Raw genomic sequence first — 25,314 nt, forward strand, 5'->3', positions numbered from 1 at the left:
AAGGAGGTTGGTCTGATGTTTCTTTATTTTATCATTGGTTGTTGCTTTGGTTCTTTTTTGTGCTTGGTCGCACAACGCGTTCCTCAAGACCTTTCTATTATTTCCCCTCGTTCACATTGTGTCAACTGTCACCAAACATTGCGTTGGTATGAGTTGATTCCATTACTTTCGATCCTCATGCAACGATTTCGTTGCCGCTCTTGTCAGACCAAACTTTCACCCATGTATCCACTGGCCGAGTTGATCAGCGGTACGCTATTTATGTATGCAGGATGCTATTCGCCAGATACAGTTCATTTGATTTGGCTATTCACTGCTTTTTTATTTTCGTTGATGGATATTTTTTACCTTGCGATCGACACTCGCATTCTTTACTTCTCATGGACTTTCTTATGGGCCTACTGGGTGCTGACTGAGCAGTTTCACTTAGAAACCAGCTTTGCGTTCGGCTTGATCAGTTACGGTTTGCTGCGTTATGGGCAAGCTTATTTAGGGGCAGGTGATACGTTACTCTTACTTAGTTGGAGTGGTGGGTTAGCCTCCACACATTTTCTCATGCTTATGTTTATCGCCAGTTGTCTTGGTTTAAGTTATTTTTGTGTCACTGCTTTACTCCATAAGAAAAGAAAGCATCTCCCTTTTGTTCCTTTTCTGAGTATTGCCTTATGGTTGGTCCTCTATTTCCGCTAGTACACAAAAAAGAAGAAGCATCTAGAACAAAATGTCCGACCTTCCTCTTTTCTTATTACTTAAAATTCATATTTTCTAGTAACTTATACTGCTAGTCTTTCCAGTTTTTTCTAAGGAATCCCGCCCGACCAGAGCCTTCACGATACAACTGATAATGGATCTTGTTTTTCTTGTAGTAATCTTGATGATACTCCTCTGCGGGATAAAAGGTCGTACGAGGTTCGATCTTTGTGACGATCGGTTGATCGAAACGGCCACTTGCTTGTAACTGTTGTTTTGAGTTTTCTGCGGCTTCACGTTCTGCTTCATCACTATAATAAATGACCGGACGATAAGAGTCCCCACGATCAGCAAACTGCCCTAAAGCATCTGTCGGATCGGTCTGTTGCCAATAAATCTCGACCAATTGTGCATAGGTGATGATTTCAGGATCATATTCGATTTCTACCGCTTCAGTATGACCAGTTGTTCCAGTCGTCACTTGTTCGTAGGTTGGATTTGGTACATGTCCTCCAGTATAACCGGAAGTAACGGAGAGGATACCTGGTTGTGTTTCAAACGGTTTGACCATACACCAAAAACAGCCACCTGCAAATACAGCTTTTTTCACTGCCATTTCTTATCAGCTCCTTTGGTTTTATCATACTCGTTTTCATTGAAATAAATAGTAATATGCTTGTTTTACCCCCTACCGGTATTTTTAGCCTATTTTTATTGTTTTTCTTTTATTATTTGAAAACTTGTGGATAAATTTTGGTACACATAATAATTATCCCCTGTGGATATCTATTGCCATTTCTTTTATCCACAGTTACCTTTTACTTTCTTGATTCTAGTTTATCCACAAAAAAAAAGGTCAAGTCCCTCAAACAGGAACTTGACCTTCTTTATGTGAACTCATGGTTTATCGCGTTTGCTCGTTCATCGCATCTTCAGCAGCCATTTGTGCTTCGATGTCAGAAATGCTATACACGTTTTCACTTGCAACGCCAACTTCTTTTGGTTCCATGTTGCGGTAACGTGGCATACCAGTACCAGCTGGAATGATCTTACCGATGATAACATTTTCTTTCAAACCAAGAAGTGGATCTTTTTTGCCTCGAATCGCAGCATCAGTCAAGACACGAGTTGTTTCTTGGAAGGATGCAGCTGATAAGAAGCTGTTTGTTTCTAATGATGCTTTTGTGATACCTAGCAAGACTGGACGAGATGTCGCAGGAACGCCACCAGCAACTAACGTATTGTAGTTTTGGTCTTTGAAGTCTGCGATATCTAACAGTGTACCTGGCAAGATTTCTGTATCGCCTGGGTCCATGACGCGCACTTTACGAAGCATTTGGCGAACCATTACTTCGATATGTTTGTCGCCGATTTCTACCCCTTGCATACGGTAAACGCGTTGTACTTCACGTAATAGATAGTTTTCAACAGATAGAACGTCACGTACTTGCAACAATTGTTTTGGATCGATTGATCCTTCTGTCAATGGTGCACCACGATGGATCATATCGCCTTCAGCGACTTTCATACGTGCAGTGTAAGGCACTGTATACGTACGTGTATCTGTTTTCCCTTTGATTGTTACTTCTTTGGTACGTGTAGCAGGATCTTCAGAGATATCGATGACATCCCCTGTTACTTCAGTGATCACTGCTTGCCCTTTCGGATTACGTGCTTCAAAGATTTCTTGGACACGAGGAAGACCTTGAGTGATATCATCTCCGGCAACCCCACCCGTATGGAACGTACGCATTGTTAACTGAGTACCTGGTTCACCGATTGATTGAGCGGCGATCGTACCAACTGCTTCTCCGACTTCAACGTCAGAACCAGTTGCCAAGTTACGTCCGTAACAATGTTTGCAGACACCATGTTTTGTGTTACATGTGAAGACAGAACGGATCGTTACAGTTTCAACACCTGCATCAACGATTTGTTTTGCGACATCTTCAGAGATCAATTGATTTCCGGCGATGATCATTTCGTTGGTTTCAGGATGACGAACTTCTTTACGAGTGTAACGTCCAATCAAACGATCTTCAAGAGATTCGATGATTTCATTTCCTTCACGGATTGCTTGGATCTCAAGACCGCGGTCAGTGCCACAATCTTCTTCACGAATGATGACATCTTGGGCAACGTCAACTAAACGACGTGTCAAGTAACCAGAATCGGCTGTCTTCAAGGCTGTATCGGTCATTCCTTTACGAGCCCCGTGAGTTGAGATAAACATTTCCAAGACAGAAAGTCCTTCGCGGAAGTTCGAAATGATCGGCAATTCCATGATACGTCCATTCGGTGCGGCCATCAATCCACGCATACCAGCAAGCTGAGTAAAGTTGGAGATGTTACCACGGGCACCAGAATCTGACATCATGAAGATTGGGTTTTTCGCTTCCAAACCTTCCATCAGTTTTTGTTGGATGCTGTCTTTCGCAGAGTTCCAAACAGCGATTACTCGTTCATAACGCTCGTCGTCAGTGATCAAACCACGACGGAATTGCTTCGTGATCGACTCTACTTGTTTATGTGCTTCGTCAATGATCACTTGTTTTTCATTCAAGACACTGATGTCGGCAATCCCTACAGTGATACCTGCATGTGTTGAATGTTTGTATCCTAAGTCTTTCATACGGTCAAGCATCTTAGATGTTTCAGTTACTTTGAAACGTTTGAAGACTTCGGCGATGATGTTTCCTAAGTTTTTCTTCTTGAATGGTAAAACTAGTTCTTGTTCTTTGATGTGAGCAGGAATATCTGTTCCAGCTTCAACAAAGTATTTGTCCGGTGTTTGGACAGTCAAGTTGAAGTCAGTTGGTTCATTCAAGTAAGGGAATTCTGGTGGCATGATCTCATTGAAGATGATCTTACCAACAGTCGTGATCATCGTGCGTTCTTTCTGCCATTCTGTAAATGGTTTGTCCCCTAATGTCGTTGGGTTCACACCAATACGTGAATGTAAATGAACGTAGCCATTACGCCATGCGATGACTGCTTCGTTTTGGTCTCTAAAGACCATTCCTTCGCCTTCACGACCTTCTTCTTCCATTGTTAGGTAGTAGTTTCCTAAAACCATATCCTGAGAAGGTGTAACAACTGGTTTACCATCTTTTGGATTCAAGATGTTTTGAGCAGCTAACATCAGCATACGTGCTTCTGCTTGTGCTTCTTCGTTCAACGGTACGTGAACGGCCATTTGGTCTCCATCGAAATCGGCATTGTATGCTTCACATACCAATGGATGCAAACGGATCGCACGACCTTGGACAAGAACTGGTTCAAATGCTTGGATACCTAATCTGTGAAGCGTAGGTGCCCGGTTCAATAGAACTGGATGTTCTTTGATGACGTCTTCTAAGACATCCCAAACTTCATCTTCTTGACGTTCGATTTTGCGTTTCGCATTTTTGATGTTTGAAGCAAGTTCACGTTGAACTAATTCGCGCATCACGAATGGTTTGAACAATTCGATCGCCATTTCTTTTGGTAATCCACATTGGTACATTTTCAAGAAAGGACCTACGACGATAACTGAACGACCAGAGTAGTCGACACGTTTACCAAGTAAGTTTTGACGGAAACGACCTTGTTTCCCTTTCAACATATGAGAAAGAGATTTCAATGGGCGGTTACCTGGTCCTGTAACAGGACGGCCACGACGACCGTTATCGATCAACGCATCTACCGCTTCTTGTAACATCCGTTTTTCATTTTGAACGATGATTCCTGGTGCATTCAAGTCTAACAAACGTTTCAAACGATTGTTACGGTTGATCACACGACGATATAGATCGTTCAAGTCACTTGTTGCAAAACGTCCACCTTCTAATTGGACCATTGGTCGTAGATCTGGTGGGATGACAGGGATAACGTCCATGACCATCCAGCTTGGTTCATTGCCAGAAGCACGGAATGCTTCTAAAATGTCCAAACGACGGATCGCGCGTGTACGTTTTTGTCCTTGTGCAGATTTCAACTCTTCTTTCAATTCAGCCGCTTCGCCATCCAAATCAACGTTATCAAGTAATTGTTTGATTGCTTCCGCGCCCATTGCTGCTTGGAATTCTTGACCATATTGTTCACGTTTTTCGCGGTATTCGCGTTCAGTCAACAATTGTTTTTTCTCTAAGCTTGTGTTTCCTGGTTCAATGACAACATATGAGGCAAAGTAAATGATTTCTTCTAATGCGCGTGGGCTCATGTCTAATACAAGACCCATACGAGAAGGAATACCTTTGAAATACCAGATATGTGAAACAGGTGCTGCTAATTCGATATGACCCATACGTTCACGACGAACTTTTGAACGAGTCACTTCCACACCGCAGCGATCACAAACGATTCCTTTATAACGGATACGTTTATATTTTCCGCAGGCACATTCCCAGTCTTTTGTAGGACCAAAAATCCGCTCACAGAACAACCCTTCGCGCTCAGGTTTTAAGGTACGATAGTTAATCGTCTCAGGTTTTTTTACTTCACCGTAAGACCAGCTTCTGATTTTTTCGGGAGAAGCCAAACCTATTTGCATACTTTCGAATTTATTTACATCGATCAAAAGGGGTTCCCTCCATTTCGTTTAATGGCAAAACCGTAAGGCGGCTGATCTTCGACCGCCTCACAGTATCTCAGACCGGATTAGTCTAAATTATCTTCTGCGGTTTCAAAGTTTTGGATGATATCTTGTCTTTCATCTTCGACTTGTTCAGCAGCTTGTTTTTCTAGTTCTTTTGCTGTTTGTTGTTCAGCGAATTTTGTCAAAGCATCCACTGTGATCAAATCATCGTCTTCGTCATCCATGTCGCGAAGTTCGATCTCGCTGTCTTGGATGTCTAGGACACGCATGTCTAATCCTAGTGATTGTAATTCTTTGACTAATACGCGGAAGGATTCAGGTACACCTGGTTTTGGAATTGGTTCACCTTTGACGATTGCTTCGTATGTTTTCACACGTCCGACTACGTCATCTGATTTGTATGTCAAGATTTCTTGTAAGGTATAAGCCGCACCGTATGCTTCCAGTGCCCAAACTTCCATTTCCCCAAAACGTTGTCCACCAAATTGCGCTTTACCACCTAATGGTTGTTGCGTAACTAGTGAGTAAGGTCCAATTGAACGTGCATGTAACTTGTCGTCAACCATGTGAGCAAGTTTGATCATGTACATCACACCGACAGACACACGTCCGTCAAATGGTTCACCTGTACGTCCGTCATAAAGAACAGTTTTCGCATCGCTAGCCATACCAGCTTCACGAACTGTTTCCCATACGTCTTCATCACTTGCACCATCAAATACTGGTGTTGCAACGTGGATGCCTAATTGACGTGCAGCCATCCCTAAATGCAATTCCAATACTTGTCCGATGTTCATACGTGATGGTACCCCTAGTGGGTTCAACATGATGTCGATCGGTGTTCCATCAGGTAAGAATGGCATATCTTCTTCCGGCATAATACGGGAAACAACCCCTTTATTACCGTGACGTCCGGCCATTTTATCCCCTTCATGGATTTTACGTTTTTGAACGATATACACACGAACTAACATGTTGACACCTGGTGATAATTCATCGCCAGCTTCACGAGTAAAGATCTTCACATCGTGAACGATCCCGCCTCCACCATGCGGTACACGTAGAGAAGTATCACGTACTTCACGTGCTTTTTCACCGAAGATCGCATGCAATAATCTTTCTTCTGCTGAAAGTTCAGTTACCCCTTTTGGTGTTACTTTACCGACTAATAAGTCACCGTCTTGGACTTCTGCCCCAATACGAATGATCCCCATTTCGTCTAAGTCTTTCAATGCGTCTTCACCGACGTTCGGGATTTCGCGAGTGATTTCTTCAGGTCCTAATTTTGTATCACGAGCTTCTGATTCATATTCTTCAATATGGATCGATGTGTACACATCGTCTTTGACAAGACGACGACTCATGATGATCGCATCTTCGTAGTTGTATCCTTCCCAAGTCATGAAACCGACTAAGACGTTTTGTCCTAGAGCCATTTCACCTTGTTCCATTGATGGGCCGTCTGCCAAGGTATCCCCTTTTTCGACTTTCTCACCTAAATGAACGATTGGGCGTTGGTTGTAACTTGTTCCAGAGTTTGAACGACGGAATTTTGTCACTGAGTATTTGTCTAATGCGCCATTGTCGCGACGTACGCGGATCTCAGAAGCATCAACAAATTCAACTACACCATCGTGTTTACATAGTAACGCAGCTCCTGAGTCATGAGCTGATTTATATTCCATACCAGTACCAACCCAAGGTGCTTGTGGATTGATCAATGGCACTGCTTGACGCTGCATGTTGGCACCCATCAAGGCACGGTTGGAGTCATCGTTTTCCAAGAAAGGAATACATGCTGTCGCTACCGCAACTACTTGTTTCGGTGAAACGTCCATATAATCGACTTTATCGATCGATACTTCTAAGTTTTCACTTTGGGCACGAGCCATGACGATTTCTTCAGCAAATGTACCGTCATCATTCAACTTACTGTTTGCTTGGGCAACGATATAATGGTCCTCGATGTCAGCTGTTAAATAATCGATTTGCTCTGTCACACGTCCTGTTTCACGATCAACACGACGATAAGGCGTTTCGATAAAACCAAATTTGTTTACTTTCGCGTAACTAGATAAACTATTGATCAACCCGATATTTGGTCCCTCAGGCGTTTCGATCGGACACATACGGCCATAGTGGGAGTAGTGAACGTCACGTACTTCATAGCCGGCACGGTCACGAGTCAAACCACCAGGTCCTAAGGCAGAAAGACGACGTTTGTGTGTCAATTCGCCCAATGGATTGGTTTGGTCCATGAACTGAGACAATTGTGAAGAACCAAAGAATTCTTTGATACTTGCAACAACTGGACGGATATTGATCAATTGTTGTGGTGTCAATGTTTCTGTATCTTGGATCGACATTCTTTCACGTACGACACGTTCCATACGTGCTAATCCGATACGGAATTGATTTTGTAAAAGTTCTCCGACAGAACGGATACGACGATTTCCTAAGTGGTCGATATCGTCCACGTTGCCGATGCCTTCCATCAAGTTCAAGAAATAGCTCATTGAAGCAACGATATCCGCTGGACGAACAGTTTTCACTGTTGTGTCTGGATAGCCGTTACCGATCACGTTGACTTCACGTTCTGGGTCTTTTGGTGAAAAGACTTTGATCACTTGGACAGTCATTGGATCAGTGACTACGCCATCTTCTGTTGGGTAGTAAGTCACAGAGTTCAAACCATTGTCGATGAACGGTGCTAATGTTTCCATCACTTGATGGGTCAAAGCTGTTCCTTTTTCAACAATGATCTCGCCTGTTTCAGGATCAACCAATGTTTCAGCTAACGTTAAGTTCAATAGACGTGTTTTCAAGTCTAGTTTTTTGTTTACTTTGTAACGACCAACATTTGCTAAGTCGTAACGTTTTGGATCAAAGAAGCGGGCATTCAGCAAGTTACGTGAACTATCTGCTGTTTTTGGTTCGCCTGGGCGAAGACGCTCGTAGATATCTTTTAATCCTTCTTCTGTTCTAGAATCACTTGCATTTTTGTGTAAATCTTTTTCGATCGTGTTACGTAATGTTTCACTATCCCCAAAGATTTCAAAAATCGTGTCATCTGAACCGAAACCTAATGCACGAACTAACACAGTCAATGGAATCTTACGTGTGCGGTCGATACGTACATAAGAGATGTCTTTTGCATCAGTTTCCATTTCTAACCATGCGCCACGGTTAGGGATCACAGTTGAACCGAATCCTTCTTTACCGTTTTTGTCTACTTTCCCATGGAAGTAAACACCTGGTGAACGGACTAATTGGGAAACGATAACACGTTCCGCACCGTTGATGATGAATGTACCTTGCTCTGTCATCAATGGGAAATCACCGAAGAATACTTCTTGCGCTTTGATTTCACCTGTCTCACGGTTTGTTAAACGTAAAGTCACATGTAATGGTGCAGAGTAATTTGCGTCATGTGCGCGTGCTTCTGCTACTGTGTACTTTGGTTCTTTCAATTCATAATCTACAAATTCCAAAGAAAGATTGCCATTGAAGTCATCGATTGGCAAAATATCTTCAAACATTTCTCTTAGTCCTTCATCCAAGAACCATTGGTACGAGTCTGTTTGAATTTCGATCAAATTTGGTAATTCCAACACTTCACTGATTCGTGCGAAACTTCTACGTTCGCGATGTTTTCCGTATTTTACTACGTGTCCAGCCAAGCTCTTCACCCCTCTAAAATGTCATTCAAAAAGACTACCCGATCAATTGTTACAATAATATTAAAAATATTATATTTAGGTAACAACAGACATTTTTTGCGGCTTTTAGGCAAAAAAAAACCAAAAATAGAACGTTCTCTTGAGTACTTGCCTACGTGAGCTTCTACTTTTGTTTCCTTATATTAAAGCCGAAACGGACAATATTTCGTTTCTGCCTTCGCTTCATCAGATAGTTTTTGCAACTTCATATAATACACTGTTTAAACGTAAAAGTCAACACTTCCTGGCGTTTCCTGTAAATTTTCGTAATTGTTTCTTAATCTTTCTTTTTTGTTCCAATTTTGTCCATTCCTAATTGAGTGACTCTCCCTCACAAAGTCTTTCCGTCTTTATAGCGACTCAAACAAAAAGTATGACGCGCTGTCCTCATTCGATCGTAAATCTGCTAATATATAAATAGTAGAAAGGAGCTTGATCGATGACGACAAAAGCCAAGGTACTACACCTTTTAAAAAATACTCCAACATTTCTATCTGGTGAAAAAATCGCCCAACAACTGAATGTCTCCCGAACGAGTATTTGGAAAGCCATCAAAGAATTAGAAAAAGAAGGTTTTCGCTTTGACCACCAAGCGAAAGGGTATCGTTATCTCCCCTCCGATGTATTAGATCCTGTAGAGATTTCCCAAGCATTATCCTCTTTTGATGTTCAAGTGAAGGTATTATCACAATCTGAATCCACCATGAAAGATGCAAAATCGGCATCTAATATGGATACTACGAAACCTAGTTTATTTATCGCGGATACACAAGAACAAGCCCATGGACGTTTTGGACGTTCCTTTTTCGCTCAACCAGGTCAAGGAGTCTACATGAGCCTATTATTGCATCCACAAAAGCATTTTGAGGAATTGCCACAATATACGTTGATTGCTGCCAGTGCATGTGTCAAAGCGATTCAAGAAACGACAGGAAAACATGCCATGATCAAATGGGTCAACGATATCTACCTTGAAGGGAAAAAGGTTTGTGGAATTTTATCTGAAGCGGTAAGCGATATGGAAAGTGGTGAAATTCGTTCGGTGATTATTGGTGTGGGCTTGAATTTTTCGATCCCTCAAACGCAATTTCCTGATGAGATCCAGCAAAAAGCGACCTCCTTGTTTCCTGATGGTGAAGCATCGATGACTAGAAATCAATTGATCTGCGCGATTTGGAAACATTTCTTTAGGTATTTAGCCGACCCTTCGCACACCTATTTTGATCTTTACACAGAACGGTCATTTGTCCTAGGTAAGTCTGTCAGCTTTACCCGACAAGGAAAATCTTATCAAGGAATTGCCCAAGCAATCGGTCCAAAAGGAGAACTGATCGTAGATACGCCAAACCAGCGCTTCCAACTACTCTCTGGTGAAGTCAGCTTAACAGAAATCGATGGGCTACCATCAGCAAAAAGAGGCTAGTTCGTTTCCTAGCCTCTTTTTTATCAATGGTGGATTTGTCATGCTCGCTTTATTTTCATAAGCTTGATGTCGCGAGAAAACATGCAAGCTTCTTTACGATGTACTATATTTTTTCTACTATGTGCTTGGTTCTATGTTTGAGGTCCTACATGATGTGTTTCATTTTACTTCTGAGTCTACATCTAATTTCTATGTTTGTTCTATGTTTGTTCTATGTTTTAACTATATGTTTTAGTTCTATATGTTTGTTCTATGTTTTAGTTCTATGTTTTAGTTCTATGTTTTAGTTCTATGTTTTAGTTCTATATGTTTGTTCTATGTTCGATTCCCTATTTTAAATAGGATAGTACTATGTGCTATTGTCAGTAGCAGTAGAACAATCAAACTACTGCCTGTCAATACTAATGGACACCTGATAACATTTGCCTACGCTTTTATCTAGATGCTCTGTCGCAATCTGTGATGCACGTCGTCAAGCAATTAAGACCGAGTAACTATTTTTCCCCGAAATAGTTTTCGGCAATCAAGTGGTGTTCTATGTGTGTGTTGTTTCCTCTATTTACTACTTCTAATTCATTCATAAGCGTATCTATTGAAGACCAACGATCGCTTTCTCAGCTTCTTCCTATACAGAACCCTCTTCCATTTAACGCCCCCTTTTTTGTTTTGCTGTCGTTCTGTTTGTATCATAACGCACAAGAAAATGAATGAATTGTTTTGTATTGAATTACAACATTTTTTATTTCCACATTAAATTCAACGATCTCTTACTGGCTAATCCCAACCTCAATTAACTATTCTCAAATTTTGCAAAATTGTAATTGATTTGCTTTAGAAGAAGAAAAATATTCGATCTTCAAGTTGAATTTTTTTACAATCAAACAGCGGATCAAAAATTTATCTGCCGCAGACAAAGGTTGCTGATACTCTTCTTCAATATCACGAAATGAAAAATTTCTTTTCTTCTCACTTAATTTTGTTACGATTTCAATCACCGTTAATTGCGTTAATTCTGATGTATATTCTTTTCTCACAGCTGCTCTCCTTTATTCATAGCGTTCTTTAATCCAGAATATAGCATGGAATTTTTCTTGTTGGGGACAATTTTTTTCCAAAAACAAAAAAAGATTGTTTTAAATAAACGAATCGATCCATTTGAGTAATTTAATCCATAACATGAACGAAAGTCACCTCTGCTCTGCAATCCATCCAAAATAACATCTTTTAGCAAAAGATCAATACTAAAAATTTACATATTATAGAAATAATCGGTACATACCAACAGTTGAAAAATGATATTTTTTTTATATATTAATAAAGATAACTGAGGAGAAACAATGGAGAAACTTAAAAAAAATATAGAGGTGACAAGATTTTTAAATACAGCCATTAGAGATGGTGTTTTAAACCCACAAGCAATCGGTCAAGAAAGTTTATCTCGCTTGAGATTACACATATTGATAAAAGAGCAATCGTTAACTATAAATTTAAAAGCGCCGAATCTTTCTGACAACGCCTTTCATAGGATCAGTAAACAATTAGATATTGTGAAAAGATTCTCACAACAGACAACATCGATCACAGCTGAAAATATCCAGTTGTCTGCTAAACAAATCGACCAGAAAATTGAACGTTTAAACGAAAAAGACAGCGAGTTGAATGAACAAATCAAGGAAATTAAAAGTGAAGTAAAAAAATATTCGAGCAGAACAGCCAATCCGGATCAATATAACAAGGCAACAACAAAACTCAATAACGTAAATAAAGAACTAAACAATAATCGAAATAACATCTACAGTCATCGCGCAATGAAACTTGTCCTAAAAGAACAAGAACGCCAACAAGTAAAAAGCAATCGTCGAGAATCCGTTGATCAGTCGCCGAAACGACAATCCGTTTCTCAAGTAAAATCTGAACCTCGTCAGTCCGTTGTACAAAAGCTTTCTACGCCCCGGCAATCACTCGCACAGCAACAGGAAAAACGAACAGAAAAAATAGACAGCCTGACAGAAAAGATCATGAATACAGAAAAAATAATACAGGCGCTTGCAAAAGAAAGAGATGGTCTCGTTAGCAATCCTAACGTAAAAGAAGAATTCGCTATATACACTGAAGGTATCCAACTTCATCGAAAACAAGCAGATAATCTTTACCATCAACTGGGGACTATTGATTCAAAAATTGCAACGAAGTTAGAAAAAAAATTTGCTGATTCCCCTTATGGCAAAGTCGCTTGTCCACTAACACCTAAAGAAATTTCTGCAATCAAAGTAGCGAAGGCCAATGAAAAGTTCAATCAATCTTACCGCAACTCATCTCCTGAACCTAAAATGAACAAAAAGCTAAGAATAGACACGGGAAAAACCCTGTCCGAAAGCGAAAAAATAGCTGAGAAGAAGAAGTTGATGCAAGCAACTAAACATAATTTGCAGAAAATCGAGAAAAAATTACAAAAGTACCAAAATCGTAAAAAAAATATTTTCGGTCTGATTGCGAATGCCTTTCAAAGAAAAAAAATCCAAAGTTTAAAAGATAAGAAAACTGATTTGATAAACACTCTCGAACAACCGCAAAAAAAACCGCAAAAAGGTATCCTAAAACCAACATTTAAAGAACAAGTAACTGACGCTCATAATAAACAAGAACAACAAATGAAAAATCAAAAACAGCGTGGAGATCGAACACAATCCCCTGGTTTTAGCAGATCATGATCATCGCCCACACAGATAAAGATTTTCTAGCTAAAGTGGTTCAAGTAATCCATATATTTATAGTTAGTTATTTTATTTACTTTGTTTCATTACAAAAAGATACACGAAATCCCAAAGAGGAAGTTCTATCATTCGATCAATATACATGTTTTATCATTCATTTTACAACGTTTTACAATTACACGTTTTATATCAAAAATTTTTCTTAATAGAAATTATCGGCACTGTATATCAATGAGAAAATGTTATGTTTGTTTATATATAACCAATAAGAAAAGGAGATAGATATGGCTAAGAATGAGCAAGATAAACAACCTATCACACAGGGGGAGAAAACAGCAATCACTCAACTGTCGAATCAAATTATCAACTCTGAAAATAAGATCGAAGAGTTAAAAGGAAAACGAGAGGCACTTGGGGACATTTCGAAATCTTCAGAAAAATATCAAGAACTAACAGAAGCTATCAGAACCCATAGAAAAAGAGTTCATGTTTTGTATGAAAAAATCGAAAAAATTTCACCCCCACATGCCGACAGATTGGAGAAATACATAGATAACCATTTCAGCCAAGACAAAAACGTCACGAAGAGCAATGAGAAAATCGTTAATGAACCTATCTATGAAACCATTCCTGGAGATAGGAAAAATAGGATGAAAGAGGTCGATGTCCCAATCACATCAAAAAGGGCTCGATCAAAAGAAGAAATTCAGTCGGCTGTTAAATCTGCTAATGATAAATTCAATGAAGCCCATAAAGATATATCTTCAAAATCATATGATAAAAGAGAGAGAACAATCGAAATCAAAAAACAACCTATTAAGGATGATAGGAGTCAAAAACTTACGCTAGATAAAGCCAACAAAAAGTTACACCAAACGGAAAAAAACCTAGCTACTTTCAAAAAAAGAAATAAGACGTTAACTGGCAAAATCATGAATTTATTTGGTGGGAAAAATAAAGAAGAATTAATGAACCAAAAAAAATTATTGATTGATCAAATTAAAATTTTAAAAGGAGAACCTGTAAAAGGAATTCTGAAACCGCCGTTGACTGAGAAGTTAGCTAACGCACAGGAAAAGGTCAAAGCTAACGCCCAAGAAAAAGCAAATCCAACACTAAATAATCGACCAAAAACTAATCCTGCTCTTTCAAAGTAAAACAACTTTAAACTAAATAATCTAGGATATTGACCAAAAAATAATGGTCAATATCCTTTTTTATGCTACCAAACAAGCTTTTCCCTTCTTTGTTTTCTCGCTCATGTTTCAAGAGCAAGAAATGGTCACACTAATTTTCCTTACTTAGAAATTATCGGTATAAATCAAGAAGATTAAAATGCTATTTTTGTTTATGTAACCAAGACAAGAGATGAGGAACTAATTATGGATAATCGTAAAGAAAACAATATGTCAGTAGAAAAGATGAGACAGCGCTCAAGGGAATTAAGTAAGCACCTACCAAAAAGTCCAGGTACAGAAATCAAACAACTGACAAAAAGCCTGATGAATACAGTAGCTCGGATTCACGAGCTAAAGGGAGAAAGAGAACAGCTTACCGATCGTTCCACATCTTCAAAAAAATATAGAGAACTAACCACTGGCATCAAAAATAATGAACAAAGAGCGCAGGATTTACTTGATAAAATCGACAAGGTGTCACCAAAACAAGTGGATAAACTGGTAGAACGATATACAGACTCTGCTGAACCGGTCTACAAAACGATGTCTGATGATACGAAAAGCAGGGAAAAAGATGTGCCACTCCCTGAAATACGTGACCGCATAAAAAAAGAAGTGCCTGATGCTGTTGTGGAAGCGAATCGTAAGTTCAATGAAATACATAAAAGTATTTCTAAAGAACCTTATGCGAATCGACAGCAAAAAGTAATGTTTGATACAAAAAAACTAGCAAATGGAATAGATAGAAAAGTGGATTCCAATAAAAATTCTCACAGGAGAGATGAACCGATCTACGAAACGATTCCTGAAAATGCTAAAAGTAATGCGAAAGGGACTGAACCTCCCAGAAAACGTGACCACACAGATAAAGCAATTGGGAAGTCTAGTCATAAGTTACAGGCCACATCATTACAAAAAAAGAGTTTACCTGAGACTCAGAAACTTACATTGAAAGATAGGATCAATCATGCACACCACCAAAAGGAAAACAATCGTCTAAACCAAACACTAAGCAATCGACCACAAACTAGCCCGAGCCTTGGAAGATAAAAAATAAAAAACCAGAGAAATCCTTATCAGTCAAGACTGCATAAGGCTTTCTCTGGTTTTTATCGACTCATTTATTCTTGTCATTCAGCGACATTTCCCCCAAAATGTTAACACTACTGATTGTCAGAATAAACAAAAAAATGAATGTTTTAACTACTTGTTTTGTCCATGGTTCACTCAATATTATGTATTATTTCTTATGTGCTTTGATTTCCCTCCTTTATTCTTCCTCCGTCATTTTATGTACTTACGTCCATAAATAAAACGATGTAAGCTCCTGTTCGATAAACGATCCATGTCCATTCTATTAATGGTTCATGTTTTTAAGAGCAACAAATTACTGATACGTATGGAACTACTAAATGGAAATCAGTAACCATGCGATACCTATTATTTAGCATACCTCTTTCTTTCAGAGGGTGCAAAACCACTTTTTCTGTGCAAAGAAAAAAATGAGCTTGGGACATTAGTCACCTTGCATCCCCTAGAACCGAATAAACGGTGTTCCAGAAGTAACTCCTTCAGAAATAAGCGTGAAACCCCAAAAAATTTGAAAAACAATTTTCGGGGTTTCACGCATATTTCTCGGAGGTGAACACTTCTGTCACAACCTCATTTTATATAACTTAGTCTACTCGTCTTAGAATCAATGACGTCAAAGTTTCTAATGTTTCTTTTGTTTGTACCGAAGTATTTGGTAATTTTTTTATTTCTTTTAGTGCTTGTTTCGTATAGGATTCTGCCAACTTCTGGGCGCTTTCGACCCCTCGTGCCTCAACAACTAGTTGTTGAACCTTCTCAGCTTCTGCTTGTGTCATTTGTTTTTCTTTGGACAAATATTCAAGTAATTCTGCTTTTTTGTCTGTTTGTAACGCATAGATCAAAGGGAGTGAATACACCCCTTGACGAATATCTTCAAGTACAGGCTTACCGATATCTTCGCTCTGTTTTGTATAATCTAAAATGTCATCAATGATTTGAAAAGCCATACCGATCGCTAAACCGATATCCCCGGCTTTTTTTGCAAAACGCTCGCTTGTCCCACTTTCATATGCCCCTACAAAACAACTCAATTGAAACAGTTCAGCGGTTTTACCAGAAATATTCTGTAAGTATTCCTCAACCGTCAACTGGGTATTGTATCTATCATCCATTTGCCCAAGCTCGCCATTCAATACTTTTTCCATACTTCGTGCATTTAATTGCATACTCTTTAAGGAAGAGGTATATTCGGATAAAAGTTTGAAACAACAAACAAATAAATAATCCCCGGCATAAACAGCGACACTATTGCCAAAACGGCTACGTAAGTTGGGCTGTCCTCTGCGTAAGTCAGCTTCATCAACGATATCATCATGGATCAACGTAGCAATGTGTAGCATCTCAATAGATGCTGCCAACGAAATAGCTTTTTCGCGATCTTGCTCCGGCCCAAATTGAGCAAATAATAATTGATACGCCGGACGCAGTAACTTTCCACCTGCATGAATCGTTTCTTTTATCGCTTCTTCTACTGGTTTGTTTTTCAGCCGAACAACACTTTCCATTTTTTTTAGTGTTTGGTTCAATTCCACTTGGATCGTTGGATAGTCCACCCACATTTGATGTAACTTCATAAAAAAACTCCTTGTATAACGCTTATTTTTTCAGAAATACCGATTGCCATTGACTATTAGTCTGCCGATCATAGTCTGCTTGGAATCGCTGAAGTGTTCTCACGTGTTTCAGCAGATAATTAGCAGCTATCCCTATAGCCAATCCTGATAGAATGCCTAGAAATGATAAAATCGGTAAGTAGAGCATGACTGTCCATGATTGAGCGATAAACGACGCGGTCAATAACTGACCAACATTATGCATAAATCCACCTGTTGCGCTGATCCCAATAATGCTAACCCTTTTAGGACCCAGTTGTTTGACTATCAACATACCTACATAACTCAATAACGCACCACTCATACTGTAAAGAAACGTCGAAATCGTGCCGCCTAATAACGTGGTTAAAAATAAACGCAACCAAAGTAATAAGAAGCTATCTCGTTTTTTCATTGTAAAAATTGCCACAATCGTAATCAAATTAGCCAATCCTAGTTTTGCACCTGGCGCAAAAGCGAAAGGATAAGGAATCATATTTTCCAATAAACCGATGATCACACCTTGGGCAACTAATAAAGATATATAGATCATTTTTTGTAATTTACTCATGACGTGAACCGTCTAATAAATCAGACTGTCTTCCCCACTCCCGTCTGTTGATCGCACTTCGATCACTAATTTGTGAGGCAAACAAACGATTGTTTCACCATTATTCGTTGCCCAGCCTCGGCGAACGCAAATCTGGTCGTCGCAGTCTGCTTCTTTGATCCGAATTCGTTCCCCATCAATCTCAATCACGTTTTTATCACCATGATCATCTTCGTATAAATAGGTATAAGCTTTGGTTTCAGTTACCAACGGAAAAGTCTTGATTTCTGTTCCATCGACTCGTAGCACCGCTTCTTTATTTGGTGTTGCATCCACTTGTTGATAACTAAAGATGACAACCGGTAAGAATGAGAGCATGACTAACAAAAGAATAATGATGATATCCCAAGGTTTTAATAAACTTTTTTGAATAAATTCTTTCAAGTACTCACTCCCTTTTTCTCCTCATTTGATTGCTCCAATTTTACCATGAATAACGAAGGTTGTGAATGAGAGGCACAACTCAGCTAATCGAAGGATTTGATCCATTCATCATTTCTATACGAACCTATTTAAGAAAAAGACGAGCTTGGAATGTTTGCACACCCCAAGCTCCTCCTTATTTCTTCTCATGTCATGATTTTAGTTGCTAAAATCATTTTGATTGTTTGAATTGTTAACTTTCTCTATTCGCCGTAACGTGCCTTTGGTTTCCCGTACCACCAATTACCGAGTGTTTTTTGTAACCAAGGAATCACCCAACGATCCAAACCGATCGCACGACCTGAACCATTCATCAATGCAAAAGCCACAAAGATGAACCAGATGTTTACCCAATAGAACATACCAGAAATACAGAAAGTGATGACTAAGACAATCGTTGTTGCACTACATAACCAAGTGAATAAACCGGCAATCAATGCTAACGCTAACGCGATTTCAAAGAAGACCATGAATTTTTGGAAGAACATCGCTACATCGTTATTTGGCATGATGACTTGCATGATGCTATTGAACCAGTCTGGTGATTTATCAAGCACTGCCATTGGTTCTTCACCATACGCATAGCTCAACCCAAAATGTGCCGCTTGCGTTGCTGCTTCTCCAGTTGTCGCACCTGCGCCACTCGCAGCTGTTGTTGCATCACCTGCTGCTGAAGCCCCACTTGCTACATCTGCTACATTGTACTCCCAAGTCCAAGGGAACACACTGTTACCAGTAAACCATGAACCTTCACCAAACCAAGTGCTTGGTTTTAATACTTCACCATTACCGATCATTTTCTTAGAAGCTTCGACTAACCAAACGAGACCGTAGAAGATTCGTAATGGGACGCTCCATAAAACATTGCCGTAACGAGAAGAATGACCACGAGTCACATTGCGATCATCTTTGATATGGAAGAATTCGTGCATCATATATTGGAACATATAATAACCTGAACGGATATCAAAGAAATATTTCAAGTTGACGATATGCTTCATGATGATTGCTAAAAAGCCACTTAAATGGATTTTGTCAAAAAGGTTCGCTACACCCCATTTTGCGCCAACTGAAACCATGAATCCTTGATAATTGCCTTTGAATTTATGTTTCTCGCCACCTTTGATCGAAGCCACGATATTCGCTGCAGCTGTATGACCAGTTTGTTCTGCGGCTTGAACGATCTGTGGTGTTGGTGTATTAGGGAATTCTTCGTAATACACTAAGTCACCAATGATATAGATATTTTGTTCTTCATAGCCTTTTGCTTGCATATATTCGTTTGCTACTAAACGTTGACCGCGTGCAGTCTCTAATCCGAAATCAGCCGCATCTGTTGTTCCTTTGACACCTGCTGTCCAAATCAATGTATGCGTAGGCACTTCACGACCGTCTTTTAATTTGATATGGTCAGGAGCGACTTCAACGATTGGCGCATTCAATAATAGCTCAACATTCTTTTTATTTAAATAACGTTCTGCTTTGGCTGCATCGTTACGGTCCAACATATTCAAAATCGTTGGCATTGCTTCAACAACCATTAGTGTAATCTCATTTGGATCTAGTTTGTAGTCTTTGGCTAAACGATCTTTCCAATCTACTAGCTCACCGATCATTTCGATTCCCGTAAACCCAGAACCACACACAACAAACGTCAACATTGCTTTACGCAATTTTTCGTCTGGTTCTAATGCTGCTTTTTCGACTGTTTTCTCAATGTGCTTACGAATCTTAACGGAATCTTCAAATGACCAAAGAGTAAAGCCGTTTTCTTTCACACCTGGCGTACCAAAATCATTTGGTTCACCACCCATACCTAAAATCAATTGGTCGAATGGATAAGCGCCTAATTTGGTTTTGACGATTTTTTTCTCTTTGTCGATGCCGATTACTGTATCAGTAACTAGATCTACATTTTTTTGTCTTGCAAATAATCGTTGTAAATCGTACTGGATCGCCTCTGGTTCCACACGTCCGCCTGCAACTTCGTGAAGTTCTGTCATCATCGTGTGGTACGAATGACGATCAATCAATGTGATTGTTACGTCTTCTTTTTTCAGTTTCTTTGCTAAGTGTTTTGTAGCTGAAACACCTGCATAACCAGCACCCACAACGACAATATTTTGCTTTGTCATTGAATATCCGCTCCTTATTTTTCATCTATATAAATTATTAATAGTTGATCGTTTTTTCAATTTGATAATGATTACACAATCTTTATACATTATATAGATGTTTTATATATTTGTCTAACACCTTTTTATGTTTTTTTTGTTACAATAAAAACGCCTGTTTTTCACGAAAATTCCAGAAAGAAAACGCTCAATTAAATCACTTCCGTTATTTTTGTAAAACGGTTGACTTATTGATGATATCCATTAGAATGTATAATGAATCACAAGGAATTTGTGGACAAAAAATGAAATGGCGGGGTTAAAAAATGAAGAAAAATCGGTTTGTTACGGGGTTTGCGGTATTAGCATTCTCAACATTATTGCTAGGAGCTTGTGGATCAGATAACAATGATAGTTCAAGTAGTACATCTTCTTCTACTTCTACTGCACAATCTTCTACAACAGAAACTAGTACAACAGAATCATCTAAGGAAATCGTTGCTGGTGGAGAATTACAAGACGGTACATATAAGTTAGAAGAGAAAAACTACTCTAATGGTTACCGTTCAGTCTTTGAAATGGTCGTGAAAGACGGTAAGATCACTGAATCAAATTTTGATTACATCGATGCAGATGGCAAATCAAAACAAGATGACACAGAATACAACGAAAAAATGGAAGAGAAATCTGGTACAAATCCAGAAATGTTCATTCCTGAATTAAATGAGCAATTGCTAAGTGCACAAAGCGCAAGTGGTGTAGAAGTTGTTACTGGTGCGACACATTCATCAGAAAGTTTCCAAAACTATGCACAACAATTGATCCAAGCGGCTCAAGCAGGCAACACAGAAACGATTGAAATCGACAATGGTGCTGAACTTAAAGACGGCACATACAAATTAGAAGAGAAAAACTATTCAAATGGCTACCGTGTACAATTTGAATTGACAGTTGCAGATGGCAAAGTTACTGACTCAAACTTTGATTACATCGATGCAGATGGCAAATCAAAACAAGATGATACAGAGTACAACGAAAAGATGAAAGAAAAATCTGGTACTGACCCTCAAACTTACATCCCAGAATTAAACGATGAACTTGTTTCAGCAATGGGCGAAGAAGATGGTTCTCCAGCAGATGTTGAAGTGATTACTGGTGCAACACACAGTGCACATTCATTCATCATGTACGCACAACAATTAGTGAATGCCGCTGAAAAAGGTGACACACAAACAATTGAAGTCGACAACATTGTGACAAAATAAACTTTGTCCTACAAAAGGCTCATCTGCCTTTACGATAATACTTTTGGAGATGTGGCAACTGTCACATCTCTTTTTCTATTCTATTCTATATAAACGTACATCCCCCGAAAAAAAGATGTTCATTCCTGCCAGATTATATTAGAATACAAAGCATGAGCTTACTTTTTGATTTCACTAAGAGAGTTCTTTTATGTGAAATAAGCAATAGATAAAAAGAAATGAGGAATAGATGTTGAAGAAACGATTACTCCCTTTCGTCTTGCTCTTGTGCCTACTGACTATTGCGGGCTGTAGCACAGATCAAACAACGGAAGGAAAACAAGAGAACAACACTTCACTGCTTTCTGACCCTTACACAGATGAACAATTTTTACTTGGTACTTACGTGCGTATCCGTATCTACGATGAAGGGAAAGAAGACGTATTAAAACCTGCTTTTGACCGTGTCAAAGAGTTGGGCGATAAAATCACGATCAATCAAAGCGGCTCCGAAGTTGATGAAATCAATCAACAAGCAGGAATCCAACCAGTCAAAGTGTCCGATGATGTGTACCGTTTATTAAAACGAGCATATGAGTATAGCGAAGACTCACATGGAGGCTTTGATATGGCAATCGGTCCAATCACACAACTCTGGCGTATCGGTTTCGATGATGCCCGTAAGCCATCACAAGCAGAAATTGATGAAGCATTGAAGTTAGTCGACTACCATAAAGTCCAATTCAATGATGAGGAAAAGACTGTTTACTTGCAAGAAAAAGGCATGATCCTTGATCTAGGGGCAATTGCGAAAGGGTTCATTACCGATGAAGTCGTCAAAGTCTTGAAAGACAATGATGTAACGACTGCGATCGTCGATCTAGGTGGGAATGTCTATGTTCTTGGACACAGTCCTAGAGGAGAAGATCAAGATTGGACAGTCGGTATCCAAGATCCGAATCTTGCCCGTGGATCGATCCTCGGCTCGATCAAAGAAAGAAATAAAACATTAGTCACATCTGGAATTTATGAGCGCTATTTAGAAGTCGATGGCGTGAAATATCATCACTTGTTTGATCCAAAAACTGGTTATCCATTTGACAATGACATTGCTGGTGTCACGATCATCACAGACCAATCGATCGATGGTGACGGACTATCTACTGCCGTCTTCGCCATGGGTGTAAAAGATGGATTGGCTTACATCGAGGATAAACTGAATGACGGAACGGAGGCGATTTTTGTTACAAAAGATGATAAGGTCTATGTGACAGACCCAATCAAAGACACTTTCAAACTCGCTGAAGATTCAAAATATACCATGGGCAATCGTTCTGAATTAAACTAAGGAGTAACTGATATGACACTAAAAATCTTTTTAGAAGTAGTTGAACTACGTACGAAAGTCGCTAGTGTATTTCCTTTTGCGATAGGGGTTTTATTCTCTATCGCTTTTTTTCACGAAATACAGTGGTTGAACACTTTACTGTTTTTTATTGGTATGCTTGTCTTTGACTTAGCAACTACCGCAATCAATAACTATATGGATTATGAAAAAGCACATTCGGAAATTTATAAATATGAAGAGAACGTCATTGGACGGACTGGTATTTCACCAAAGCTTGTACGAAACATGATTTTGGCCATGATTGCTTTTGTCTTAGTCATCGGTATATTACTGACATTGAGGACCGGTTGGTTATTGTTGCTGATGGGTATGATTTGTTGTTTTATCGGAATCTTTTATACTTTTGGTCCTATCCCTTTATCACGTATGCCATTAGGAGAGATTTTCAGCGGTTTTACCATGGGTTTAGGGATATTTACGATGGTCATCTATATCAACACTCATCGTAGCGATCTATTTGATTTAACCCTATCTTTAACAACTGGCACCTTCAATTTATCTGGCAATATCTGGGCAGTAGCCGCCATCTTTCTTGCAGCACTCCCACTTGTTTTTACGATAGCAAATATTATGTTAGCGAATAATTTACGCGATTTGGAGCGAGATATTGAAAATCATCGGTATACGTTAGTTTTCTACATTGGTCGTCCAATCGGGATCATGCTGTTTCAACTTTTGATGTATGCGTGCTACCTGATTCTTTTAATAGGACTGATCAGTGGTATATTTCAATGGCCGATTCTTCTGGCTTTCTTGACTTTACCAAAAATCCATCTTAATCTCCAACTATTCAAAGAGAGTCTACCGCAGCCTATCAGTTTTAGCTATTCGATCAAAAATATGATTTTGTTCAACAGTAGTTATGCACTTGGTTTATTCGCAACGATTCTTCTCAATCAACTGTAGACATAAAAAACAGGTGGAAATTCTCCACCTGTTTTTTGGTCTATGGATCTACGGTCTATCTCGTTGGTAATGGTGCCCCTTTTGCTAGTGGGTTTCTTGCCAAGCCATGACTTCTTAATGAATCATTGTGTAGTTTTGCTTGGCTACTCGCTCTACTCGTCATTGCGGAAAGTCTCGGCTTTCCATCTGGAGTGCCTCCTTTTTCAGCTGAATTACTTCTAGACAGTAAGGGCTTTTCAGCTGAATTTCGGCCATGGGACATTGAGGCAGTCCCTTGCTCCCTTGTCAGGTGGTCTCTACTAATGACAAGTTTACGTTTGACAAAGTTCCAGGCTTTGGATAAGTTTCCTTTTTCTTTTGAACCTTTGTCTATTAATTTTTCTCGCCCATCTGCGCGATTTTGCTGAAATGTTCTGAATTTTTGCCTTAAAAAATTCCAAGCTCTGGCTAAAATTCCTTTTTCTTTTTGACCTTTTTCTTTTAGATCTTTATTTTTCGGATTTTCTCGTGCTTCTTTACGGTTTTTTCGAAATACTTGGACTTTTCGATATACTTTTATTCCTAATTGTAAAACTTTTTTTACGAATCTATAGAGCCAAATTGGGCCTTTTTGAAACATTCTTTTAAAAATATTCTCGAGCTTATCGATTTCTGGATCTTTATCTGTGTTATTATGCATTTAGGTCACATCTCTTTCTGTTATAGTGACTGTATTGCCCTCTTCATCTGTGGTTTCTTGTGTTCTTGAGGTGTCTGAACGACTCGTCCCATCTTGTGTCATTTGTACAGACTCATAGGGCTTTTCAAATAGAGTGTTCCATTGGAAGCTTCCTTCATTTCCGAGTAACCTGTATTGATTCGCTTCTTCAGTGATTCTAAAAGTGATTGTTTTTTGTAGATTCCCACTGTCTGTTCGATTGACGATAAAGTTGGCACCCTCATGATCAGTATCAAATGAAACAATTCGATACTCAAACGTTACTTCTTCATCTGATCTCCCTTCTTCAATTTTTTTCTGAGTAAATGTGTCTTCTCCAAACACTAACGTAAAGGAACGATTGTTGTTCGTATTTTCCCATGTTCCTTGCATCAAGATATCCATCCACATTTGTGAAACTGCTCGTTGCGCGGCTTCAATCTGTTCAGAAATTTCTGCTTCTAACTGCGCTTTTACTTCTTCTGTAGGATAAAGATACAAATCCTCCCCATCCTCTTCTCGATATAAGATCGTGTTGCCCATCTTGGTTTGTAGGGCAAATTCTTTGGTTTGCTTATTATCGTTTTCTAAAACTACCTGTCCACTTGTATTTAAATAATAGATCCCTGATTCAAACCAATCACTGGAGACTTTATATGTTCCATCAGTTGCTAATTCGATTTCTGTATCATCTGGTAGATTAGAATACCAGGTACCACTGTAGATCGTCGCGTTAAAACGATCTCTTGACTCTGTTGTTGCTTGTTCTTCTGTCGTTGAGTCTGCTGATTGATCTGTATTTGCTTGTGTAGTATTCATTAATGAATACCCCACGAGCCCAGCAACGACAACAACAAATAATCCAAGTCCGATAATTATTTTTTTACCTGACTCTGTTTCTAAAAAATTTTTTAACATACTTCCTCCT

18 protein-coding genes are annotated in these 25,314 nt (G+C 39.1%); 8 read left to right on the plus strand and 10 right to left on the minus strand.

Annotation, left to right across the window (positions count from 1 at the left end; all coding sequences use genetic code 11):
• Positions 1-15: 15 nt before the first annotated feature.
• Positions 16-690 (plus strand): prepilin peptidase, encoded by a 675-nt coding sequence (locus IGJ19_RS14250; protein WP_071867570.1) that lies wholly within the window; start codon positions 16-18, stop codon positions 688-690.
• A gap of 91 nt (positions 691-781) precedes the next feature.
• Here the strand turns inward: IGJ19_RS14250 and msrA are convergent, their stop codons facing one another.
• The 3 genes from msrA to rpoB form a co-directional block, all read right to left on the minus strand.
• A complete protein-coding gene (gene msrA, locus IGJ19_RS14255; RefSeq protein ID WP_010733927.1) occupies positions 782-1,306 on the minus strand; it encodes a peptide-methionine (S)-S-oxide reductase MsrA in 525 nt (174 codons plus the stop codon).
• Between the two features lie 288 nt (positions 1,307-1,594).
• Positions 1,595-5,248, minus strand: a complete 3,654-nt coding sequence (rpoC, locus tag IGJ19_RS14260; RefSeq protein WP_019722521.1) for a DNA-directed RNA polymerase subunit beta' — start codon at positions 5,246-5,248, stop codon at positions 1,595-1,597.
• An 80-nt stretch (positions 5,249-5,328) separates the two neighbouring features.
• A complete protein-coding gene (gene rpoB, locus IGJ19_RS14265; protein WP_010733925.1) occupies positions 5,329-8,946 on the minus strand; it encodes a DNA-directed RNA polymerase subunit beta in 3,618 nt (1,205 codons plus the stop codon).
• Positions 8,947-9,424: 478 nt separating this feature from the next.
• Between rpoB and IGJ19_RS14270 the strand changes: the two genes are divergently transcribed.
• Positions 9,425-10,408, plus strand: a complete 984-nt coding sequence (locus tag IGJ19_RS14270; RefSeq protein ID WP_071867571.1) for a biotin--[acetyl-CoA-carboxylase] ligase — start codon at positions 9,425-9,427, stop codon at positions 10,406-10,408.
• Between the two features lie 800 nt (positions 10,409-11,208).
• Here the strand turns inward: IGJ19_RS14270 and IGJ19_RS14275 are convergent.
• Positions 11,209-11,442 (minus strand): hypothetical protein, encoded by a 234-nt coding sequence (locus tag IGJ19_RS14275; RefSeq protein WP_071867572.1) that lies wholly within the window; start codon positions 11,440-11,442, stop codon positions 11,209-11,211.
• 303 nt (positions 11,443-11,745) lie between these two features.
• Between IGJ19_RS14275 and IGJ19_RS14280 the strand changes: the two genes are divergently transcribed.
• From IGJ19_RS14280 to IGJ19_RS14290, 3 genes are all read left to right on the plus strand, one after another.
• Positions 11,746-13,119 carry a hypothetical protein gene (locus IGJ19_RS14280; protein ID WP_071867573.1) on the plus strand — a complete coding sequence of 458 codons (1,374 nt, stop codon included), beginning with the start codon at positions 11,746-11,748 and terminating at the stop codon, positions 13,117-13,119.
• A gap of 287 nt (positions 13,120-13,406) precedes the next feature.
• Positions 13,407-14,279, plus strand: coding sequence for a hypothetical protein (locus tag IGJ19_RS14285; protein WP_071867575.1), 873 nt, complete (start codon positions 13,407-13,409; stop codon positions 14,277-14,279).
• Positions 14,280-14,504: 225 nt separating this feature from the next.
• Positions 14,505-15,350, plus strand: a complete 846-nt coding sequence (locus IGJ19_RS14290) for a hypothetical protein (protein ID WP_071867576.1) — start codon at positions 14,505-14,507, stop codon at positions 15,348-15,350.
• A gap of 626 nt (positions 15,351-15,976) precedes the next feature.
• On the opposite strand, the gene IGJ19_RS14295 is transcribed toward IGJ19_RS14290, so the two are convergent.
• The 4 genes from IGJ19_RS14295 to IGJ19_RS14310 all read right to left on the minus strand — a co-directional run bounded on the left by IGJ19_RS14295 (position 15,977) and on the right by IGJ19_RS14310 (position 20,152).
• Positions 15,977-16,966, minus strand: coding sequence for a polyprenyl synthetase family protein (locus tag IGJ19_RS14295; protein ID WP_260697838.1), 990 nt, complete (start codon positions 16,964-16,966; stop codon positions 15,977-15,979).
• A gap of 22 nt (positions 16,967-16,988) precedes the next feature.
• The gene (locus IGJ19_RS14300) at positions 16,989-17,555 is read right to left on the minus strand and encodes a Gx transporter family protein (RefSeq protein WP_010733918.1); all 567 of its coding nucleotides are present in this window, start codon (positions 17,553-17,555) and stop codon (positions 16,989-16,991) included.
• A gap of 12 nt (positions 17,556-17,567) precedes the next feature.
• Positions 17,568-17,978: a NusG domain II-containing protein gene (locus tag IGJ19_RS14305; RefSeq protein WP_010733917.1), complete on the minus strand. Its 411-nt coding sequence runs from the start codon at positions 17,976-17,978 to the stop codon at positions 17,568-17,570.
• A 242-nt stretch (positions 17,979-18,220) separates the two neighbouring features.
• A complete protein-coding gene (locus IGJ19_RS14310) occupies positions 18,221-20,152 on the minus strand; it encodes an NAD(P)/FAD-dependent oxidoreductase (protein ID WP_071867578.1) in 1,932 nt (643 codons plus the stop codon).
• 305 nt (positions 20,153-20,457) lie between these two features.
• On the opposite strand from IGJ19_RS14310, the gene pplA reads away from it, so the two are divergent.
• From pplA to menA, 3 genes are all read left to right on the plus strand, one after another.
• A complete protein-coding gene (gene pplA / locus IGJ19_RS14315) occupies positions 20,458-21,396 on the plus strand; it encodes an extracellular electron transfer flavoprotein PplA (protein WP_071867579.1) in 939 nt (312 codons plus the stop codon).
• Positions 21,397-21,625: 229 nt separating this feature from the next.
• A complete protein-coding gene (locus IGJ19_RS14320; RefSeq protein WP_071867580.1) occupies positions 21,626-22,723 on the plus strand; it encodes an FAD:protein FMN transferase in 1,098 nt (365 codons plus the stop codon).
• 12 nt (positions 22,724-22,735) lie between these two features.
• On the plus strand, positions 22,736-23,689 hold the full coding sequence (gene menA, locus IGJ19_RS14325) for a 1,4-dihydroxy-2-naphthoate polyprenyltransferase (RefSeq protein ID WP_071867581.1): 954 nt from the start codon (positions 22,736-22,738) through the stop codon (positions 23,687-23,689).
• A 55-nt stretch (positions 23,690-23,744) separates the two neighbouring features.
• Here menA and IGJ19_RS14330 read toward each other — a convergent pair whose 3' ends face one another.
• On the minus strand, positions 23,745-24,368 hold the full coding sequence (locus IGJ19_RS14330; protein WP_071867582.1) for a hypothetical protein: 624 nt from the start codon (positions 24,366-24,368) through the stop codon (positions 23,745-23,747).
• Positions 24,369-25,304, minus strand: a complete 936-nt coding sequence (locus tag IGJ19_RS14335) for a hypothetical protein (RefSeq protein WP_071867583.1) — start codon at positions 25,302-25,304, stop codon at positions 24,369-24,371.
• Between the last annotated feature and the right edge of the window lie 10 nt (positions 25,305-25,314).

The organism is Enterococcus sp. DIV1368b (assembly GCF_050529595.1).
Classification (GTDB): Bacteria; Bacillota; Bacilli; order Lactobacillales; family Enterococcaceae; genus Enterococcus_B; species Enterococcus_B mundtii.

Bases quoted from the DNA above. Each gene is read 5' to 3' on its own strand.
- IGJ19_RS14250 (WP_071867570.1), top strand. From the start codon at position 16: ATGTTTCTTTATTTTATCATTGGTTGTTGCTTTGGTTCTTTTTTGTGC.
- IGJ19_RS14300 (WP_010733918.1), bottom strand. From the start codon at position 17,555: ATGAGTAAATTACAAAAAATGATCTATATATCTTTATTAGTTGCCCAA.
- IGJ19_RS14330 (WP_071867582.1), bottom strand. From the start codon at position 24,368: ATGCATAATAACACAGATAAAGATCCAGAAATCGATAAGCTCGAGAAT.
- IGJ19_RS14310 (WP_071867578.1), bottom strand. From the start codon at position 20,152: ATGACAAAGCAAAATATTGTCGTTGTGGGTGCTGGTTATGCAGGTGTT.
- IGJ19_RS14290 (WP_071867576.1), top strand. From the start codon at position 14,505: ATGGATAATCGTAAAGAAAACAATATGTCAGTAGAAAAGATGAGACAG.
- IGJ19_RS14285 (WP_071867575.1), top strand. From the start codon at position 13,407: ATGGCTAAGAATGAGCAAGATAAACAACCTATCACACAGGGGGAGAAA.
- IGJ19_RS14270 (WP_071867571.1), top strand. From the start codon at position 9,425: ATGACGACAAAAGCCAAGGTACTACACCTTTTAAAAAATACTCCAACA.
- IGJ19_RS14295 (WP_260697838.1), bottom strand. From the start codon at position 16,966: ATGAAGTTACATCAAATGTGGGTGGACTATCCAACGATCCAAGTGGAA.
- menA (WP_071867581.1), top strand. From the start codon at position 22,736: ATGACACTAAAAATCTTTTTAGAAGTAGTTGAACTACGTACGAAAGTC.
- pplA (WP_071867579.1), top strand. From the start codon at position 20,458: ATGAAGAAAAATCGGTTTGTTACGGGGTTTGCGGTATTAGCATTCTCA.
- IGJ19_RS14320 (WP_071867580.1), top strand. From the start codon at position 21,626: ATGTTGAAGAAACGATTACTCCCTTTCGTCTTGCTCTTGTGCCTACTG.
- IGJ19_RS14335 (WP_071867583.1), bottom strand. From the start codon at position 25,304: ATGTTAAAAAATTTTTTAGAAACAGAGTCAGGTAAAAAAATAATTATC.
- IGJ19_RS14280 (WP_071867573.1), top strand. From the start codon at position 11,746: ATGGAGAAACTTAAAAAAAATATAGAGGTGACAAGATTTTTAAATACA.
- msrA (WP_010733927.1), bottom strand. From the start codon at position 1,306: ATGGCAGTGAAAAAAGCTGTATTTGCAGGTGGCTGTTTTTGGTGTATG.